The sequence below is a fragment of the Actinophytocola glycyrrhizae genome (genome assembly GCF_042653545.1).
Taxonomy (GTDB): domain Bacteria; phylum Actinomycetota; class Actinomycetes; order Mycobacteriales; family Pseudonocardiaceae; genus Actinophytocola; species Actinophytocola glycyrrhizae.
The window spans coordinates 12858-31574 of the sequence record NZ_JBHSIS010000025.1 but is presented as its reverse complement, the minus strand read 5'-3'; the positions used below and the strand labels follow the sequence as shown (position 1 = coordinate 31574).

At 71.1% G+C, this 18717-nt stretch carries 18 protein-coding genes and 2 riboswitches; of the genes, 6 read left to right on the top strand and 12 right to left on the bottom strand.

Features of this window, described 5'->3' with window-relative positions; translation table 11 throughout:
- Window positions 1–138: 138 nt before the first annotated feature.
- The 3 genes from ACFPCV_RS36250 (at window position 139) to ACFPCV_RS36240 (ending at window position 2683) form a co-directional block, all read left to right on the top strand.
- Window positions 139–990, top strand: coding sequence for a 3-methyladenine DNA glycosylase (locus ACFPCV_RS36250; RefSeq protein ID WP_378061785.1), 852 nt, complete (start codon window positions 139–141; stop codon window positions 988–990).
- Window positions 987–1481: a SecDF P1 head subdomain-containing protein gene (locus ACFPCV_RS36245; RefSeq protein WP_378061783.1), complete on the top strand. Its 495-nt coding sequence runs from the start codon at window positions 987–989 to the stop codon at window positions 1479–1481. The genes ACFPCV_RS36250 and ACFPCV_RS36245 overlap by 4 nt, the downstream gene beginning before the upstream one ends.
- Window positions 1482–1579: 98 nt before the next feature.
- A complete protein-coding gene (locus tag ACFPCV_RS36240) occupies window positions 1580–2683 on the top strand; it encodes a serine hydrolase domain-containing protein (RefSeq protein ID WP_378061781.1) in 1104 nt (367 codons plus the stop codon).
- A 250-nt stretch (window positions 2684–2933) separates the two neighbouring features.
- Here ACFPCV_RS36240 and gcvP read toward each other — a convergent pair whose 3' ends face one another.
- The 10 genes from gcvP to ACFPCV_RS36190 all read right to left on the bottom strand — a co-directional run bounded on the left by gcvP (window position 2934) and on the right by ACFPCV_RS36190 (window position 11461).
- A complete protein-coding gene (gene gcvP / locus ACFPCV_RS36235) occupies window positions 2934–5801 on the bottom strand; it encodes an aminomethyl-transferring glycine dehydrogenase (RefSeq protein ID WP_378061779.1) in 2868 nt (955 codons plus the stop codon).
- Window positions 5802–5842: 41 nt separating this feature from the next.
- Window positions 5843–5952, bottom strand: a riboswitch (glycine riboswitch).
- Window positions 5953–6043, bottom strand: a riboswitch (glycine riboswitch).
- A gap of 157 nt (window positions 6044–6200) precedes the next feature.
- Complete coding sequence (locus ACFPCV_RS36230) at window positions 6201–6758, bottom strand: MerR family transcriptional regulator (protein ID WP_378061777.1); 558 nt, start codon at window positions 6756–6758, stop codon at window positions 6201–6203.
- Between the two features lie 274 nt (window positions 6759–7032).
- On the bottom strand, window positions 7033–7506 hold the full coding sequence (locus ACFPCV_RS36225) for a bifunctional nuclease family protein (protein WP_133907224.1): 474 nt from the start codon (window positions 7504–7506) through the stop codon (window positions 7033–7035).
- Between the two features lie 163 nt (window positions 7507–7669).
- Window positions 7670–8368 (bottom strand): transcriptional regulator FtsR, encoded by a 699-nt coding sequence (gene ftsR / locus ACFPCV_RS36220; RefSeq protein ID WP_378061775.1) that lies wholly within the window; start codon window positions 8366–8368, stop codon window positions 7670–7672.
- Window positions 8369–8387: 19 nt separating this feature from the next.
- Window positions 8388–8834: a glycogen accumulation regulator GarA gene (garA, locus tag ACFPCV_RS36215; protein ID WP_378061773.1), complete on the bottom strand. Its 447-nt coding sequence runs from the start codon at window positions 8832–8834 to the stop codon at window positions 8388–8390.
- Window positions 8835–8918: 84 nt separating this feature from the next.
- Window positions 8919–9299 carry a glycine cleavage system protein GcvH gene (gcvH, locus tag ACFPCV_RS36210; RefSeq protein ID WP_378061772.1) on the bottom strand — a complete coding sequence of 127 codons (381 nt, stop codon included), beginning with the start codon at window positions 9297–9299 and terminating at the stop codon, window positions 8919–8921.
- 37 nt (window positions 9300–9336) lie between these two features.
- On the bottom strand, window positions 9337–9933 hold the full coding sequence (locus ACFPCV_RS36205; RefSeq protein ID WP_378061771.1) for a CDP-alcohol phosphatidyltransferase family protein: 597 nt from the start codon (window positions 9931–9933) through the stop codon (window positions 9337–9339).
- 21 nt (window positions 9934–9954) lie between these two features.
- Window positions 9955–10149 (bottom strand): hypothetical protein, encoded by a 195-nt coding sequence (locus ACFPCV_RS36200; protein WP_378061769.1) that lies wholly within the window; start codon window positions 10147–10149, stop codon window positions 9955–9957.
- A 21-nt stretch (window positions 10150–10170) separates the two neighbouring features.
- A complete protein-coding gene (locus tag ACFPCV_RS36195; RefSeq protein ID WP_378061768.1) occupies window positions 10171–11055 on the bottom strand; it encodes a class I SAM-dependent methyltransferase in 885 nt (294 codons plus the stop codon).
- Between the two features lie 247 nt (window positions 11056–11302).
- Window positions 11303–11461, bottom strand: coding sequence for a hypothetical protein (locus tag ACFPCV_RS36190; protein ID WP_378061767.1), 159 nt, complete (start codon window positions 11459–11461; stop codon window positions 11303–11305).
- Window positions 11462–11619: 158 nt separating this feature from the next.
- Here ACFPCV_RS36190 and ACFPCV_RS36185 point away from each other — a divergent pair, with 158 nt between their 5' ends.
- Window positions 11620–12444: a crotonase/enoyl-CoA hydratase family protein gene (locus ACFPCV_RS36185; protein ID WP_378061766.1), complete on the top strand. Its 825-nt coding sequence runs from the start codon at window positions 11620–11622 to the stop codon at window positions 12442–12444.
- Window positions 12445–12457: 13 nt separating this feature from the next.
- Window positions 12458–14167: an AMP-binding protein gene (locus ACFPCV_RS36180; protein WP_378061765.1), complete on the top strand. Its 1710-nt coding sequence runs from the start codon at window positions 12458–12460 to the stop codon at window positions 14165–14167.
- A 57-nt stretch (window positions 14168–14224) separates the two neighbouring features.
- Here the strand turns inward: ACFPCV_RS36180 and ACFPCV_RS36175 are convergent, their stop codons facing one another.
- Window positions 14225–15589 (bottom strand): hypothetical protein, encoded by a 1365-nt coding sequence (locus ACFPCV_RS36175; RefSeq protein ID WP_378061763.1) that lies wholly within the window; start codon window positions 15587–15589, stop codon window positions 14225–14227.
- Window positions 15590–15716: 127 nt separating this feature from the next.
- On the opposite strand from ACFPCV_RS36175, the gene ACFPCV_RS36170 reads away from it, so the two are divergent.
- Window positions 15717–16325, top strand: coding sequence for an AMP-binding protein (locus ACFPCV_RS36170; protein ID WP_378061762.1), 609 nt, complete (start codon window positions 15717–15719; stop codon window positions 16323–16325).
- Window positions 16326–16524: 199 nt separating this feature from the next.
- On the opposite strand, the gene uvrB is transcribed toward ACFPCV_RS36170, so the two are convergent.
- The gene (gene uvrB, locus ACFPCV_RS36165) at window positions 16525–18666 is read right to left on the bottom strand and encodes an excinuclease ABC subunit UvrB (RefSeq protein WP_378061761.1); all 2142 of its coding nucleotides are present in this window, start codon (window positions 18664–18666) and stop codon (window positions 16525–16527) included.
- Window positions 18667–18717 lie beyond the last annotated feature (51 nt).

Genomic DNA, 18717 nt, shown 5'->3' with positions numbered 1-18717 from the left:
GGCGACACCCGCGGACCGCAGGCGGTCGGTGGTCCAGCGCGTCACGTTCCCCTGAGGTGGCTGCTGACCGGGCACAGACTTTTCCACAAAGATCCAAAGGACACGCTCCGGTACCCTCGGAGCACTACCGTGAAGGCCGTGAACCGCACGCTCCTGCAACCCGCCGAGTGGCCCGCGCGCCGGGACGCGCACGTCGCGCGGGTGCGGCGGTGGACAGAACCCCTGCGGGCACGCCGTTCCAGGGGCGAGCGGCACCCGGTGCTGGACTTCCTGTTCACCTACTACTCGCACCGCCCGGCCAAGCTGCTGCGCTGGCATCCCGGCCCCGGCGTCGAACTGGCCGAGGCCGACGAGTTCCTGCGGTGGCCCGCGTACCGGCGCACCGAAGGTGGCGTGGTGCTGGGCCCGCTGCCCGACTCGCGGCGGCCTGCCGTCGAGTTCGTCCACGCGCTGCTGACCGCGACCGCGGCACGCAAGCCACACCTCGGCTGTTTCGGGCTGCACGAGTGGGCGATGGTGTACCGGGCCTCCGACGTGCGGCACGAGAACTGGCCGCTGCGGCTGGGCGCGGACGGCACCGACGCGGTCGTCGAGTCGCTTCCCGTGCGGTGCACGCACTTCGACGCGTTCCGGTTCTTCACCGAGGCCGCCCGCCCGCTGAACTCCCTGCAGCCGCGGCGTGCCGACCAGATCGCGCTCGAACAGCCCGGCTGCCTGCACGCGGGGATGGATTTGTACAAGTGGGCGTACAAGCTCGACCCGTACGTCCCGTCCGAGCTGGTCGCCGACTGTTTCGAGCTGGCACTGGACATCCGCTCCCTCGACATGCGCGCGAGCCCCTACGACCTCGCCCCGCTCGGCTACGCTCCGGTGCGGATCGAGACGGCGGCGGGGCGGGCCCGGTACCGGCGCGAACAGGCCGGGTTCACCGAGCGGGCGCAGCCGCTGCGGGCGAGGCTGACGGGGCTGTGCGAGGAGTTGCTGGGATGAGATCCCTTGTCGTCGTGGTGCTGGCCGCGCTGCTGCTGACCGGGTGCACGTCACGGGTCGGTGGCGACCCCGACGGTGGTGACCCGACCGCCGCCGGACCGGTGGACCTGGCCGTGCCCATCGAGCTGCGTCCCGTGCTGGCGACGGAGTCGACGGACCCGGCGGTGATCGTGCTGACCACCGAGGACGGCGAGCGGCTCACGCTGGCCGAGCCGATCCTCACGATCCGCAGCCTGGACAAGGCGGAGGTCGTCCACGAACAGAACGCCGGCACCTGGGTGCTGGACCTCGACCTGGACGAGGCCGACGGCAGGACGTTCGGCGACTGGACCACCGACCACACCGGTGAGCGCCTCGCGATGGTCGCGGACGACGAGGTGCTCATGGCACCGCAGATCCAGGCCGCCATCACGGGCGGCGAGATCCAGATCGCCGCGAACTACACGCGCGACGACGCGGAAGCGCTCCTGGAGCGGATCACCGGAAGGTAGGGCTTTCCCCACCACGGCTCAGGGGGTTCGCCGGATGTCGGTGCGCCCGCCAGGTCCGTAGCGTTCGGCACGATGTCCACGCAAAGGGGGATTGTGCCGTGCTGACAAGGAAATCCACGCGTGTCCTGGCTGGTTCGCTCGCGCTGGCACTCGGCTTCGCGGCCACCGTGCCCGCCGGCGCCGAGCCACGCGGCGACCACGCCGACGTCCAGGCGATCGTCGACGGCTTCACCTCGGCCGGTGCGCCCGGCGCGATGGTGTACGCGCAGGACCGGCACGGCCGCTGGTCGGTCACGAGCGGCACCCGCGAGCTGGGCACCGACCGGCCGATCCGGCCGAGGGACCGGGTGCGGGTCGCCAGCAACACCAAGATGTTCCTCGCCGCGACGGTGCTGCAGCTCGTCGGCGAGGGCAGGGTCGCGCTGTCCGCGCCCGTCGAGGCGTACCTGCCGGGTCTGGTGCGCGGCAACGGCTACGACGGCACGAAGATCACCGTACGGCAGCTGTTGCGGCACACCAGCGGGATGGCCGACTACGTCGCGGACGTGCTGGGTGACCCGGACGCGAACAATCACCCCTGGCGGCCGGAGGAGCTGGTCGCGCTCGGGTTGAGCCACCCGCCGCTGTTCGCGCCGGGCAACGGGTGGGCCTACTCCAACACCGGGTACATCGTGCTCGGCATGATCGTCGAGGCGGTGACCGGCAACGACGTGGGTGCGGAGATCACCGACCGGCTGATCCGGCCACTGCGGCTGTGGCAGACCTCGTACCCGGCGGCCGGCGACAAGCGGATCCGGGGGCCGCACGCGCACGGGTACCACGCGTTCCCGGGGCAACCGGTCACGGACGTCACCGAGCTGGAGCCGAGCCTGCCCGGCGCCGCGGGCGCGCTCGTCTCGACCGGCCCGGACATGACCCGGTTCGTGCGGGCCCTGTTGTCCGGCAAGGTGTTGCACCCGCACCTGCTCGCCGAGATGCGGGAGACCGTGCCGGCACGGGGATACGACTACGGCCTCGGGATCGGCGAGATCCCGCTGCCCTGCGGCGGAACCGCGTGGGGCCACGCGGGCAACCTGCCCGGCTTCGACACGTTCACCGCGGCCACCGACGACGGTCGCGCGGTGTTCGTGGTGGCCAACGGCCGCCTCGCCGACGGCAGCGTCGCGGACACCCGCCACGCGGCCGAGACCGCGCTGTGCTGAGTCGAATTCCGTGAAGTCGGTGCTGCCTGTCCGGTGGGTTGTCCTCGCCGGACGGGCAGGTCTCGGGGGTGGCGCGGGCGGGGCCCGCTGCGCGGGCCCGGGGTTTGGTGCTGTGAAAGGCGCGTTGACGGCGCGGCAATGCCCTGAAAGGCGCGTTCAGGGCGCTGGGAGCCCTGAACGGCCCATTCACGGCATCGGCCCTGATGACGGGGGGCAAGCCACTTCACATGATCTTCACGGAATCGATCGTCTAGTAGGCCTCGATGGGTGGGCAGGAGCAGACCAGGTTGCGGTCGCCCTTCGCGCCGTCGATGCGCCGCACCGGCGGCCACAGCTTCGGTCCTGCCGCCCCCTGCGGGTACACGGCCTCCTCGCGGCTGTACGCGTGCTCCCACTTGCCTGCGACCGACTCCGCCGTGTGCGGTGCGCCGCGCAGCGGGTTGTCCTCCAGCGGCCAGTCGCCGCGGCCGACCCGGTCGATCTCGTGCCGGATGGCGATCATGGCGTCGCAGAAGCGGTCCAGCTCCGCGAGGTCCTCGCTCTCGGTCGGCTCCACCATCAGCGTGCCCGCGACCGGGAACGACATCGTCGGCGCGTGCAGGCCGTAGTCGGCGAGCCGCTTCGCGACGTCGTCGACGGTGATGCCGGTGGCCTTGGTGATGCCGCGCAGGTCGAGGATGCACTCGTGCGCGACGAAACCGCCGATCCCCGCGTACAGCACCGGGAAGTGCTCGTTCAGGCGCTTCGCGACGTAGTTCGCCGCCGCCACCGCGGTCATCGTCGCGCGCCGCAGCCCGGCGCCGCCCATCATCCGCACGTACGCCCACGAGATCGGCAGGATCGACGCGCTGCCCCACGGCGCCGCGCTGATCGGCCCGACGCCGGTCTCCGGGCCGGCCGCCGGCTGCAGCGGGTGGTTCGGCAGGTACGGCGCGAGGTGCTCGCGCACACCGATCGGGCCGACACCGGGACCGCCGCCGCCGTGCGGGATGCAGAACGTCTTGTGCAGGTTCAGGTGCGAGACGTCCGCGCCGAACTTGCCGAAGCGCGCCAGCCCGATGAGCGCGTTGAGGTTCGCACCGTCCACATAGACCTGACCGCCCGCGTCGTGCACCAGCTCGCACACGGTCCGCACGGTGTCCTCGTACACGCCGTGCGTCGACGGGTAGGTGACCATGATCGCGGCCAGGTCGTCCCGGTGCGCGTCCACAGTGGACCTGAGGTGGTCGAGGTCGATGTTTCCGCCTGCGTCACAGCGAACCACGACGACCCGCATGCCCGCCATCGCGGCGCTGGCGGCGTTGGTGCCGTGCGCGCTCGCCGGGATGAGGCAGACGTCGCGGGCACCCTGCCCGTTCGCGCGGTGGTAGGCGCGGATCGCGAGCAGACCGGCGAACTCGCCCTGGCTGCCCGCGTTCGGCTGCAGACTGACCGCGTCGTACCCGGTGAGCCGCGCGAGCCAGTCCTCGAGGTCGGTCACGATGTCGAGGAGCCCGGCGGCGTCGGCGGCCGGCGCGAACGGGTGCAGCCCGGCGAACTCCGGCCAGGTGATCGGCTCCATCTCGGCGGTCGCGTTGAGCTTCATCGTGCACGACCCCAGTGGGATCATGGACCGGTCGAGCGCGACGTCCTTGTCCGACAACGCACGCAGGTACCGCAGCAGCGCGGTTTCCGAGCGGTGCGTCGCGAACACGGGATGGGTGAGGTACTCGGACGTGCGGGCGAGCGTCGCCGGGTAGGCGTCGTCGGTGTCGATGTCGAGCTGCTCGATGTCGCCGGCCACGCCGAAGGAGGCCCACAGCTTGCGCACGTGGTCGCGCGTGGTGGTCTCGTCGCAGGCGACGGCCACCCGGTCGGGCGAGACGCGCCGGATGTTGATGCCCCGGTCGCGCGCGTTGCCGACGACCTCGTCGGCACGGCCGGGCACCTCGACGAGCACGGTGTCGAAGAAGTGGTCGTGCACCACGGTCACCGCGCCCTGCCGCAGCCCCGCCGCGAGCACGGCGGCCATCCGGTGGGCGCGGGTCGCGATGTTCCGCAGGCCCTCCGGCCCGTGGTAGACGGCGTACATGGACGCGACGATCGCGAGCAGCACCTGTGCGGTGCAGATGTTGCTGGTGGCCTTCTCCCGGCGGATGTGCTGCTCACGGGTCTGCAGCGCGAGCCGGTAGGCGCGGTTGCCGTCGGCGTCGACGCTCACCCCGACCAGGCGGCCGGGCAGCTGCCGCTCCAGCCCCTGCCGCACCGCGAGGTACCCGGCGTGCGGGCCGCCGAAGCCCATCGGCACCCCGAACCGCTGGGTCGACCCGGCGACCACGTCGGCCCCGATCTCCCCCGGCGCCCGCAGCAGCGTCAGCGACAGGATGTCCGCGGCGACGACGACCTGGGCGCCGCGTTCGTGCGCGGCCTCGATGAGCGCGGCGTGGTCGCGCACCGCACCGCTCGCGCCGGGGTAGGACAGCAGGACACCGAAGAACTCCCCGTCCGGCAGGCCGTTGGCCAGGTCGGCGACCTCGACCTCGATCCCGAGCGGCTCGGCCCTGGTCTCGATCACGGCGATGGTCTGCGGGAACGTGTCGGCGTCGACGAGGAACCGGGCGGACTTGGCCTTCCCGGCCCTGCGCACGAGGGTCATGCCCTCGGCGGCGGCCGTGGACTCGTCGAGCATGGAGGCGTTGGCGAGCGGCAGCCCGGTGAGGTCGGCCACCATCGTCTGGAAGTTCAGCAGCGCTTCGAGCCTGCCCTGGGAGATCTCGGGCTGGTAGGGCGTGTACGCGGTGTACCAGGCCGGCGACTCCAGCACGTTGCGGAGGATGACCGGCGGCGTGACGGTGCCGTAGTAGCCGAGCCCGATCATCGAGGTCAACGGCGTGTTCTTCGCCGCGAGCCCACGCAGCTCGGCCAGCGCCTGGGCCTCGGAGGCCGGCGCGGGCAGCCCGAGGTCGGGGTTCCCCTCCCGGATGGAGTCGGGCACGGCCCGCTCCACCAGCTCCTCCAGCGACCCGACGCCGATGACGTCGAGCATCCGCGCCAACTCGGCGGGCCGGGGCCCGATGTGCCGGTCAGCGAACTGGGTGCCGTCCTCGAGGGCGGCGAGTGGGATCCGGTCCTGGGTCATCTGCGCGCCTCCGGAGCGTGGGGTGGGCATGCGTCTTGCTGCCCTCCCCCTCTGTCCGTGCACGGTACGACGTGCGCCTGAGAGCTTCATCCAGATCGTCTGGACTTGCACCTTCGGCGGGTCCGGTCGCCCGGACCACTTTCCAGAGGCGTCTACCCTCGCGGTTCGGGTGCCTGAGAGGTTCCGGGGAGGGGTTGCTCCTTCGGCGCCGAGCCAGGCTCGGTCTCTCCCGCGCGGGATCAGCGACTACGCCGGTAGCCTACCCCCTCCGGTCACCGCGCCGCCGCCGGGAAGAACCGCGCTCCGCCCGCGTTCGAGCCGCGCACGAGCCGGGTCGTCGTCGAGGACGACCCGCCCGCCCTGCCCCTCACGCAGCCGGTGTCGACGCCGCTCGGCGGATCAGCCGACGTTGCGTGCCTTGCGGCGGGCGGTCAACTCGTCGTCGACGACGGTCTCGATGACGCCACCGTCGGCACGCTCGGCGGGGAACTCGTGGATCGTCCCGTTGATCTCCTGCATGGCGCCGGACACGGCGATGCCGAAGACGCCCTGGCCGCCCTGCAGCAGATCGACGATCTCCTCCGGCGACGTGCACTCGTAGACCGTGGTGCCGTCCGAGAACAGCGTGATCCTGGCCAGGTCACGGACCCCTCGGCGGCGCAGGTGCTCCACGGCGACCCGGATGTTCTGCAGTGACACCCCGGTGTCCAGCAGGCGCTTGACCACCTTCAGGACCAGGATGTCCTTGAACGAGTACAGCCGGGCCGAGCCGGAACCGTGCGCGCTCCGTATCGTCGGGGCCACCAGCCCGGTCCGCGCCCAGTAGTCCAGCTGGCGGTAGGTGATGCCGGCGATCTGACAAGCCGCGGGTCCGCGGTAGCCGACGAGCTCGTCGGGCCCGGACTGGTCCGGAAACAGCTCGCCCTGCTCTCCGGTGACGGGACCTTCCTCGACCACGCCTGCCTCCAGTCTCCTGCCACGCGCGAGCCGTCAGCTCGTCGATACGACGGTAGGTCGGCGGGGGGACAGGGTCAACGCGACGCGCGGGCGACGGGTCGCAAACCTAAACCTGATGTGGAGACTTTGTTACCGATCAGGAACCTGCCCCGCGACCCGTGGTCACGCGGGACATCCACCAGGATCTGCTCGGCCCTCAGCGCCGCGACCGTCTTCGTGCGGAACACCCGCACCCGGGCCCCGAGCTTTCCCGGCCGTCTCGCGAGCAGGCCCGTCAGGTGTCCGCGCCGCGGAAGTCCTCCGGCGAGACGCTGTCGAGGAACTCGCGGAACTTCTCGACCTCGTCCTCCTGCTCGTCCGGGATGATCAGCCCGGCCTCCTGGAGCACGGAATCCTCCGCGTGGATCGGCACCCCGACCCGCAGCGCGAGCGCCACCGAGTCACTCGGCCGCGCCGACACCCGGATGTCGCCGTCGAAGACGAGCTCCGCGAAGAACGTGCCCTCTCGCAGGTCGGTGATCCGCACCTGCTCGAGCTCCCGGCCCAACGCCCCGATCACGTCCTTGAGCAGGTCGTGCGTGAGAGGCCGAGCAGGCCGCACACCCTGCTGCTCGAGTGCGATGGCCGTCGCCTCCACCGAGCCGATCCAGATCGGGAGGTATCGCTCGCCTTCGGTTTCGCGCAGCAGCAAGATCGGTTGATTGGCGGGTAGCTCCACCCGCACGCCCACGACTCGCATCTCGCTCATCGGGTTCGCCTCCCTCCGACTGGCTCAGCGAGGATGTGCACCACATCTTCGAGCATCGCTTATCGACGACCCCGACGCTACCCGCCATCCGGTTTCGACGCTTGTGCAATCCGGAGACGATCCAGTGCCGATGCCATATCGTGCCAACGAGCTGGTCTTCAGCTTACTTCCCGGCGATGCTCCGCAAACCCGCCTTGACGAGCAACGTGTGCAGGCCCACGGAGAGCGCGGCCAGCTCACGGACCGCTTTGTCCGCTTTGTCGTTCTCCTTGCGGCGCATGGGTGCCACGATCTGCTCGACGAGCCCGACCTCCCGGTCGGCCGCAGCGCGGAAACCCCGCAGATGACGGGGTTCGACGCCGAAGTCGGCCAGTGCCCGGACGACCGAGGCGACCTGCGCCGCCTCGCTGTCGTACAGACCCGCCGCGCCAGGTCTGACCAGCCCGTACTGCTCCAGCTCGCCCAGCGTGGCCGAGTCGATGCCCGCGGTGGTGAGCAGTTCCTCGCGGGTCATCCGGCGCCGCGACTGCTCGGCGAAGTCCTCAACGGCGGGCAGTCCGTCCCCTGACACCGCCGACAGGACACGCGGCGGCTCTGCCGACTCCGCGGCGTCCAACTGTTCCTTGATGACCTTGAGCGGCAGGTAGTGGTCGCGCTGCGCGGCCAGCACGAAACGCAACCGGTCCACGTCCGCGGTCGTGAACTGCCGGTACCCGGAGGCGGTGCGGGCCGGCTGTACCAGCCCTTCCGCCTCCAGGAACCGGATCTTCGAGATGGTGACGTCCGGGAACTCCTCGCGCAGCCTGCCGAGCACCGCACCGATGCTCAGCCGGTCGCCAGCCGGTCGACCGGCTGCCGTCACGTCTGACCTCCGCTGAGTCCTAGGACGCGTTGGCGCCGGTGAGGAACACGAGGCGGAACTTGCCGATCTGTACCTCGTCGCCGCCCGCGAGGACGGCCTGGTCCACCGGCTCCCGGTTCACGTAGGTGCCGTTGAGGCTGCCGACGTCGATCACCACGAACTCGCCGCCCTCACGCCGGAACTCGGCGTGCCTGCGGGAGACCGTGACGTCGTCGAGGAAGATGTCACTGTCCGGGTGCCGCCCCGCGCTCGTGGTGTCGCGGTCGAGCAGGAAGCGGGACCCCGCGTTCGGCCCGCGTTTGACGACCAGGAGAGCGGAACCCGCCGGTAGAGCGTCGACACCGGCGACGGAAGGCTCCGGGGCTGGCGTCTCGGTTCCCTCGGTCTCGAGGAAGTCGGCCCGGAAGACGGAAGTCCGCTCCGGCGACTGCTCCGGCGGCACGCCGGGCCCGTCGTTGGTGCTCACCTGAGCTCTCCTCCTGCTGGTGCTTCATGTCCTCAGTCAACCTACCGTGCGCGATCAGCGCGTGATCCGGTGACTCCCCTGGGCCTACTTGTCGGTGAGTTCCTGGTAGGCGGCGGCGTCCATCAGGTCGTCGAGCACGGCGACGTCGGCGGCGGCGATCTCGACGATCCAGCCATCACCGTACGGGGCGGAGTTGATCAGTTCCGGCGACTCGTCGAGCGCGTTGTTGACCGCGGTCACCTCGCCGGAAACGGGCGCGAAGATCTCCGAGACGCTCTTGGTGGACTCGACCTCGCCGAGCGGCGCACCGGCCTCGACCTTCTCCCCCACCTTGGGCAGTTCGACGAACACCACGTCACCAAGCTGGTCCTGGGCGTAGTCGGTGATGCCGACGCGCACGGTGCTGCCCTCGGTGACGGCGAGCCACTCGTGCTCTTCTGTGTACTTGAGGTTTTCCGGCGTCACTGAACTTCCTCCGCGAGGCTTGGTGTTTGGCCGAAGCTTAGATGGGCCGGGCCGGCAGTGGTGAGCGCAGTGCCATGCGTGTCTGCACCAGGTAGAGCACGCCGGACCAGACGAACAACGCGCTGCCCCACACGATGAACGCGTAGGCGGCCGGCCGGACGATCGTGGCGAAGTCGGAACCGCCCTGCGCGATCAGCAGCAGCGGCATCGCGTACATGAGGTTGAACGTGGCGGCCTTGCCGATGTAGGTGACCTCCGGCGGGCCGAAACCGTTGCGCTTGAGCACCCAGATGCACACGCCGACGACGAGGTCGCGGCCGACCAGGACCAGCGCGAACCACAACGGGATGATGTCGCGCAGCACGAACGCGACTACCGTGGCCAGCGTGTACAGCCGGTCGGCGGCGGGGTCGAGGATCGCGCCGAGCCTGCTGGCCTGGTTGAGCCAGCGGGCGAGCTTGCCGTCGGCCCAGTCGGACACGCCGCTGTAGACCAGCACGGCCAGTGCCCAGCCGTCGGCCTGCGGGCCCAGCAGCAGCCACAGGAACACGGGAACCAGCGCCAGGCGGATCACGCTGAGCAGGTTCGGGATGGTGAGCCACCGGTCCGGTAGCTCTTCGGGCACAGAAGCCATGCCCCGCAGCGTATTCGCCGGTCAGCGAGCCATGCGGGTCAGGCTCCAGCCCCTGCGGTGCACGTCCGCGTCGGTGAACGACCGAGGCCGCCCCTTGTCGTCGACTCCCACCCAGCGCGCGTCCTCGCGGACGAGCGCGTGCCCCTGGCACCACACGACGCGGCCCTGTGCGGTGGGAAGCGGTGCTGCCGTGCTGGTCTTGCCGTTCTCAGCCATGTCCTCGCTGCCTGTGGTTGATCAGTCCCTCCCGCCGGGTCTTTCGCCTCTGGCCCGCGATTCGTTATCCAGTTCGTTATCAAACGCCCACATGGTGGACATCGGCGCCACGGCGACTACATAGCGGAACGACTTCGGCAGGCACACGACGCCGTCCGGGCGAACGGCTCCTGCAACGGAGTCGGTGAAGGCCGCGCGCACGGGTTTCTCCCCCGCCAGCCGGATCGCCCGCAGGATCGGCTCGCTGCCGAGCATGGCGGTCCATGCCGCGCCGACGCTCGCGTACGTGGCCCGGCGGCCCACCTCGCCGCCGCGCAGGACGACGAGCCCGGCGGCGCGCAGCGCGCCGTCGAGGCCATCGCCGGTGTCAGTGCCGGTGCCAGTGCCGGTGTCGGTGCCGGGGGCCGGGCCGAGGAGGCCGAGCCCGCGCAGGTGGCCCGCGAAGGTCTCGGCCCAGCCGCCGGGCGGCCGGACCCAGCCGCCGACCGCGACCCGGCCACCGGGCCGGACCACCCGCACCAGCTCGGTCAGCACGGTCTCGCGGTCCGTCCCGTTGTGCGCGAGGGCTCCCATCGCCACCACGTCGAACGTGCTGTCGTCGAACGGCAGCACGTCCCCCGGTTCGACGAGCCCGCCGGCCCGCAGGTCGGCGTCCGGGAGCGCCCATCGAGCGATCTCCAGCCGCTCGAAGGCGGTGTCCGTGCCCGCGACCAGCGCGCCCCGCTGCTCGGCGGCACACAGGAACAGCCCGACCCCGCAGCCGACGTCCAGCAGCCGCTGCCCGTCGAGCCCGCCGAGTGCGGCCAGGACCGCCCGGTGCAGCGGCCGGAGCTCCTGCTCCGGCAGCGGCGGCCAGTCCTGTTCGCTGTCCTGCAACGGATACCCGTACACCGTTCTGGCGATCATGTCGCGCTCCCTGCCCGTCGCGGGCAATACTCCCGGTCCGGGAGAGCAGGCACATCGGGCATAGCCTCAGATCGGCCGCCCGGCTGACTTAGGCGCCGTGACACACACCACAGTGGCACCTCGAAGCGGCAGGCTCGCGCTGGTCGAGGGCGGATTCACGAAGATGTCCTCGAGGACGCTTTCTGGGTGTTGAGCGTCCCTGCGTCTTCCGGGACACGACGTCCGCCCGGGAAGCGGGCCGGACGGGTCAGTCCGCGCGGTGGCGGCGTCTCGTCGGGGCGGTCTGCTGCTGTTCCTCCGCGGCGGGCGGCTGGTCCTGCGGGGTGGCACGCGGCTCCGCCCGCTGTGCCATCTCGCGCAGCAGTTGGTCGAAGATCGGCGTCGACATCACGGTCTCCCGTGTCATGCGCGCCCTCCTTAACGTGAAGATCCGCCTGGACCGGACGGTAGCGCCCAGGCCGACCCAGACTGCCAAACCCCCGCCGACACGATCGGGCGAACTCTGTGTACCGGTAGGACATACTGCGGGTACGAATCAGGCCGACTGGACGGGTGAGGGGCCGCATGACCGACAACCTGGTATCGCTCGAGGTCGACATCGCCGACGGTGTCGCCGAGGTGACGCTGCTCGGGCCCGGCAAGGGCAACGCGATGGGACCCGACTTCTGGCGGGAGCTGCCGCTGGTCTTCGGCGAGCTGGACCGGGACGAGGCCGTGCGGGCGGTCGTGCTCACCGGCAGTGGCCGCAACTTCTCCTACGGCCTGGACCTGCCCGCCATGTCCGGCAGCTGGGGGCCGATGCTCGCCGACAAGTCGCTCGCGAAGCCGAGGGCCGGCTTCCTCGACGAGGTCCGGGCGCTGCAGCGGGCCGTGACGGCGATCGCCGAGTGCCGCAAGCCGGTGATCGCGGCGGTCAGCGGGTGGTGCATCGGCGGCGGGGTGGACGTGATCGCGGCCGCCGACATCCGGTTGGCGAGTGCCGACGCGAAGTTCAGCGTCCGCGAGGTCAAGGTCGCGATCGTCGCCGACCTCGGCAGTCTCCAGCGGCTGTCGGGCATCGTCGGCGAGGGGCACCTGCGTGAGCTCGCCTACACCGGCAGGGACATCGACGCGGCCCGCGCCGAGAAGATCAACCTGGTCAACGACGTGTACCCGGACCAGGCCGCGGTGCTGGCCGCGGCGCGGGAGCTGGCGACCGACATCGCGGCGAACCCGCCGCTCGTGGTGCAGGGGGTGAAGGACGTGCTCGGCCACAAGCGGGAGGCCGAGGTGGCCGACGGTCTGCGGTACGTGGCCGCGTGGAACGCGGCGTTCCTGCCCAGTGAGGATCTCGGTGAGGCGGTCGCCGCCTTCGTCGAGCGGCGGGCTCCGAAGTTCAACGGGAAGTAGGAGGGCACCGAGGGTGAGCAGCGCAGCCACCGAGACGTTCCGTGCGGCACGGGACTTTCTGCTGGAACACCGGACGGACTACCTGCGCGCGAGCGCGGAGTTCGAATGGCCCGACCTGAGCGAGTTCAACTGGGCCATCGACTGGTTCGACGCGGTGGCCGCGACGGAACCGACCGCGTCGAGACTCGCGCTGTGGATCGTCGAGGAGGACGGCAGCGAGCTGAAGTGGACGTTCGCGGACGTCTCCCGCAAGTCGAACCAGGTGGCGAACTGGTTGCGCGCCAACGGGGTGCGGCGCGGTGACCGGCTCATCCTCATGCTCGGCAACCAGGGCGAGCTGTGGCTCACGATCCTTGCCGCCATGAAGCTCGGCGCGGTGCTGATCCCGGCGTCGACACTGCTCGGCGCCGCGGACCTGCGGGACCGGGTGGACCGTGGCCGGGCCGCGCACGTGGTGGTGCGGGCGGCCGACACGGAGAAGTTCGCGGACGTGCCAGGGCAGTACACCCGTATCGCGGTGGGCGAGCCGGTCGACGGGTGGCTGGACTTCGCCGACGCGGAGGGCCACTCGCCCGACTTCACGCCGGACGGGGTCACCGGGGCCGGCGACACACTGCTGCTGTACTTCACCTCGGGCACCACGGCGCGACCGAAGCTGGTGCGGCACACGCACGTGTCCTACCCGGTCGGCCACCTGTCCACGATGTACTGGATCGGCCTCGAGCCGGGCGACGTGCACCTCAACATCTCCTCGCCCGGCTGGGCCAAGCACGCGTGGAGCAACGTGTTCGCGCCGTGGATCGCCGAGGCCACGGTCTTCATCCACAACTACACCCGCTTCGACGCGGTCGGGCTGATGAACGTCATGGACCGCTGCGGTGTCACGTCGTTCTGCGCGCCGCCGACGGTGTGGCGGATGCTGATCCAGGCCGACCTGACCGTGCTGAAGACGCCGCCGAGGAAGGTGGTCGGCGCGGGCGAGCCGCTCAACCCCGAGGTGATCGAGCAGGTCGGCAAGTCGTGGGGGGTGACCATCCGCGACGGGTTCGGGCAGACGGAGACCTCGGTGCAGGTCGCGAACACACCGGGCCAGCCGGTGAAGCCCGGCTCGATGGGCCGCGCGCTGCCGGGCTTCGGCATCGCGCTGGTGGGCGCGTCCGGGGTGCCGACCGACGAGGGCGAGATCTGCATCGACCTCTCGCGGCGGCCGGTCGGCCTGATGAGCGGCTACGCGGACGACGAGGAGCGCACGGCCGAGGCGATGCGCGACGGCTTCTACCACACCGGGGACGTGGGTTCCCGCGACGCGGACGGCTACATCACCTACGTCGGCCGTGCGGACGACGTGTTCAAGGCGTCCGACTACCGCATCTCCCCGTTCGAGCTGGAGAGCGTGCTGATCGAGCACGACGCGGTGGCCGAGGCGGCGGTGGTCCCGTCGCCGGACCCGATCCGGCTCGCGGTGCCGAAGGCGTACGTGGTGCTGGCCGCCGGCCACTCCCCCGACGCCGACACGGCCCGCTCGATCCTCTCGTTCGCGCGCGAGAACCTGGCGCCCTACAAGCGGATCCGCCGGCTGGAGTTCACCGACCTGCCGAAGACGATCTCCGGCAAGATCCGTCGCGTCGAACTGCGGGGCCGCGAGCACGAGGTCCACGCCGACCCGGACGCGCGGGTGGCTGGCGAGTACCGCGAGGAGGACTTCCCCGACCTGCGTTCCTGACCACCACCGGCACCCGGGCCCCCGAGGCCCCGGTCAGGACCTGCCCGAGCCGAATGGTCATGCCCGCTGGGCGAGGCTGCCACCCGGGGCGTGGCGGCGCGCGGTGAAGAAGGCCGCGACGGCGAGTGCGCCAGCCGCCACGGCCAGCGCCGACGCCACCGCGAGGTCGGCCGTGGTGAGCGACGCGGCGACCGTCACGGCGACGTACCCGGCGAGCGCGGCGGTGACCGCGAGCGGCGCCGAGGGCCGCCACCCGATGGACACCCCGAGCACCAGCACCAGTACGAGCACCACGGCCTCTGGCCGGACGTCCGCGAGCGGGCCCCACGCCACCGCGCCGAGCACCACCGCCCCCACGGCCTGACCGGCTGGGGCGGTCTTCGCGCCGAACGCGAGCACCGCGGCCACCGCGCCGGTGAGCAGGACCGCCACGAGCGGGTCCAGCGGCAGGACACGCAACGCGAGGAAGGCGGCCGCCGCGAACACCGGCGGCGTCGGGTGCCTGCGCAGGAGCGGCACGGCCGCGAGCGCGACGAGGAGGGCGAGTGCGCCGAAGGGCTTCGCGACGCCCAGGCCGACCAACGCGACGACGGCGAGCGCGGGCCCGGCGGGTACGGGCAGCCAGTGCCCGAGCGCGCCCGCGAGCAGCACGGCGGCGAGCGCGAACAGCCCGGACGGCAACTGGAGGGCGATCGCGACGAGCCCGCTCGCGGCGACGGCGGCGGCTCCGGCGGCGGCGTGCGCCGACCGGGTGCCGCGCAGTGCGGGCAGGCGGGTGACGGCGGCACGGACCCCCGGCACCCGGATGGCGACCAGCGCCACGACGACGACCGCGGCGAGCGGCCACACGTGCGCGGGCTCGGGCACGGCGAGGACCGCGGCGGCGAGCAACCCGGTGACGAGGTCGCGCCGCACCGCGGCGGTCATGAGCAGCACCGCCGCGATCGCGGCCGCCGCGACCGACGGTTGCGCCAGGACGGCGACGCCGGCCGCGGCACCGGCGAGGTCACCCCACCAGGCCCGTTCCGGCGCGAACACCACTACGAGGGTGAGCGCCGCCGCCAGTACCAGGCTGTCCGGAAGCGCGAGGGCGATCAGCACGCCCGCGCCGGAGACCCAGAGCCGCGGCCCGGTGGCGGCGAGCGCGAGCAGCACCAACGCGGGCAGCCCGTAGCGCACCGGGTCGGTGTCGGCCGTGCCCCCGAGAAGCCCGGCGGCGACCGCGACCTGGGCCGTGCCTGCCGCCCTGGTGACCCCGTCGGCGGCCGGCAGCAGCGCGACCCCGGCCCCGGCCGCGGCCACCGCGACCGCCACCAGCACCTGGACCAGGACGTCGTCCAGCGCGGAGAACCCGAGGACGGCCGCACCGCCGGACACGAACGCGGCAGCGACCACGAGCACGGGCGCCAAGGACCGGGTCACCACCCTGTTCTAACGCAGACCGCGGGACCAGGCATGCTCAACGGCGGCCAACGGCCCCGCGTGGTCACGGGCACCGACAGCGCGATCCGCGAACGCCGGGTAAGCGACCCCACTGGCCGATCGGCCGGTGGCGGTGTTGAGCGGCGCGATGGCACTGGGTTCGGGTCTGCGGTCGGAGCTGTCGGAGCGCTTCGGCTGCCCGGTGGTGGACCTGTACGGGATCACGGAGGCGGGCCTGGTGGCGTGGCGCCCGGACAACGGCCCGCACCGCCTGCTGCCGAGAAGGCTGCACGTGGAGATCCTGTCCCCGACCGGCGACCCGTGCCCCCCGGGCGAACGCGGCGAGATCACCGTGACGTGCGGCGAGAACCCACTGCTCCCCCTGCTGCGTTACCGCACCGGCGACCACGCCACCCTGTCCGAGGTGGACGGCCGCCCGGTGCTGGTGGACCTGGAAGGCAGGGACCCGGTCCGCTACCGATCCGCGACCGGCAGGTGGGTCAACTCGATCGAGCTGACCCACGTGCTGTCCTCACTGGACCTCGTGGCGTGGCAACTGACACAGGACGCCGCCGGCCGGGTGACGATCGACGTGCACGGCCCGGCCGACGGTGTTGCGTCGGCGATCCACAGCCTGCTGGGCCAGGTCCCGGTCACCGTGAGGGAAACCAACCTGGCCCGGGACGCGAAACCCCAGCGCTACTCGTCGTCGATGCCGGGCGCGCTGGTCAGGTGAAAGGAGCAGCCATGACCGAACTCCGAGTTCAACAGCCTGGCCGAACTGGCCACCGCACTATAGGTAACAAATCGCGGTCCTGCACGCACGTTGTGTGGTGCCCGACGGCGCCCGCGCAGCGGGCCTTGCCCACGAACTCAACGGTGCGTCGTCCCCGCCCGGTCTCACGACGGACGCAGCACACGAGCAGGCAAACGTCTCACTTCACGCCCGCGGCGTCCATCCCACGCAGCTCCTTCTTCAGGTCCGCGATCTCGTCGCGCAACCGGGCGGCCAGCTCGAACTGCAGGTCCCGTGCCGCGTTCATCATCTGGTCCGTCAGCTGCTGCACGAGGTCGGCCAGCTCGGACCGCGCCATCGAGCCGACGTTCTCCTTCACGTACACACCCGAAGAACGGCCACCCGGCTCGCCCGCCGCGCGACGGCCCCGGGAGGCGTTGCGGCCAGAGCCGCCGATCGGGACCTCCTCCGCTTCCGACGCTTCCGTGTAGACGCGGTCGAGGATGTCGGCGATCTTCTTGCGCAGTGGCTGCGGGTCGAGGCCCCGTTCCTCGTTGTACGCGATCTGCTTGGCGCGCCTGCGGTTCGTCTCGTCGATGGCGTGCCGCATCGAGTCGGTGACGCGGTCCGCGTACATGTGGACCTGGCCCGACACGTTGCGGGCCGCGCGGCCGATGGTCTGGATCAGGCTGGTGCCGGACCGGAGGAAGCCCTCCTTGTCCGCGTCCAGGATGGAGACCAGCGAGACCTCCGGGAGGTCCAGGCCCTCGCGCAGCAGGTTGATGCCCACCAGCACGTCGAACTCGCCGAGCCGCAGTTGGCGGAGCAGCTCCACCCGGCGGAGGGTGTCCACCTCGGAGTGCAGGTAGCGGACCCGGATGCCCAGCTCGAGCAGGTAGTCGGTGAGGTCCTCGGACATCTTCTTCGTCAGCGTCGTGACCAGGACGCGTTCGTCGCGTTCGGCTCGGACGCGGATCTCGTGGACCAGGTCGTCGATCTGGCCCTCCGTCGGCTTGACGATCACCTCGGGGTCGATCAGGCCGGTGGGGCGGATGACCTGCTCGACGAACTCGCCGCCCGCCTGACCCATCTCGTACGGGCCCGGCGTCGCCGACAGGTACACCGTCTGACCGATGCGGTCCTGGAACTCCTCCCATGTGAGCGGGCGGTTGTCCATGGCGCTCGGCAGGCGGAAACCGTGCTCCACCAGGGTGCGCTTGCGGGACATGTCGCCTTCGTACATGCCGCCGACCTGCGGCACCGTCACGTGCGACTCGTCGATGACCAGCAGGTAGTCCTCTGGGAAGTAGTCGAGCAGCGTCGCGGGTGCGGTGCCCGCGGCGCGCCAGTCGATGTGCCGCGAGTAGTTCTCGATGCCGGAGCAGAAGCCGACCTGGCGCATCATCTCGATGTCGTAGGCGGTGCGCATGCGCAGCCGCTGCGCCTCCAGCAGCTTGCCCGCCTTCTCCATCTTGGCGAGCTGCTGCTCCAGCTCCTCCTCGATGCCCTTGATCGCGCGTTCCATGCGCTCCGGGCCCGCGACGTAGTGCGTCGCCGGGGAGATGCGGACCGTGTCGACCTGCTTGACGATGTCACCCGTCAGCGGGTGCAGGTAATACAGCGCCTCGACCTCGTCGCCGAAGAACTCGATGCGGACCGCGAGCTCCTCGTACGCCGGGATGATCTCCAGCGTGTCGCCGCGGACGCGGAACGTGCCGCGGGTGAACGACACGTCGTTGCGGGTGTACTGGACGTCGACCAGCGCACGCAGCAGCGTGTCGCGGTCGATCTCCTCACCGACGGCCAGTGCGATCGTCCGGTCGAGGTACTCCTGCGGGCTGCCGAGGCCGTAGATGCAGGACACCGACGCGACCACGATCACGTCCCGCCGCGACAGCAGGCTCCACGTGGCCGAGTGCCGCAGCCGCTCGACGTCCTCGTTGATCGACGAGTCCTTCTCGATGTAGGTGTCCGTCTGCGGGACGTACGCCTCCGGCTGGTAGTAGTCGTAGTAGCTGACGAAGTACTCGACCGCGTTGTCCGGGAAGAACTCGCGCAGCTCGTTGGCCAGCTGCGCGGCCAGGGTCTTGTTCGGCGCGATCAGCAGTGTCGGCCGTTGCAGCCGTTCGATCAGCCACGCGGTGGTCGCCGACTTGCCGGTGCCGGTGGCGCCGAGCAGGACGATGTCCTTCTCCCCCGCCGTGATCCGGCGCTCCAGATCGTCGATCGCCGCGGGCTGGTCACCGGCAGGCTCGTAGTCGGCGACCATGCGGAAGCGCCCCTCGGTGCGGGGGATGTCGCCGATGGGCCGGAACTCGGAGCTAGCAGTCACGATTGCCACGGAAACAGGCTACGCCGCAGCACCGACAGTTTTCGTTCGCCCAGGTCAGCG

Coding starts and splice junctions, on each gene's coding strand:
- ACFPCV_RS36225 (WP_133907224.1), bottom strand. CDS start 7,506: ATGAGCGAGATGCGAGTCGTGGGCGTGCGGGTGGAGCTACCCGCCAAT.
- ACFPCV_RS36205 (WP_378061771.1), bottom strand. CDS start 9,933: ATGGCTTCTGTGCCCGAAGAGCTACCGGACCGGTGGCTCACCATCCCG.
- ACFPCV_RS36190 (WP_378061767.1), bottom strand. CDS start 11,461: ATGACACGGGAGACCGTGATGTCGACGCCGATCTTCGACCAACTGCTG.
- gcvP (WP_378061779.1), bottom strand. CDS start 5,801: ATGACCCAGGACCGGATCCCACTCGCCGCCCTCGAGGACGGCACCCAG.
- ACFPCV_RS36185 (WP_378061766.1), top strand. CDS start 11,620: ATGACCGACAACCTGGTATCGCTCGAGGTCGACATCGCCGACGGTGTC.
- ACFPCV_RS36245 (WP_378061783.1), top strand. CDS start 987: ATGAGATCCCTTGTCGTCGTGGTGCTGGCCGCGCTGCTGCTGACCGGG.
- ACFPCV_RS36195 (WP_378061768.1), bottom strand. CDS start 11,055: ATGATCGCCAGAACGGTGTACGGGTATCCGTTGCAGGACAGCGAACAG.
- ACFPCV_RS36200 (WP_378061769.1), bottom strand. CDS start 10,149: ATGGCTGAGAACGGCAAGACCAGCACGGCAGCACCGCTTCCCACCGCA.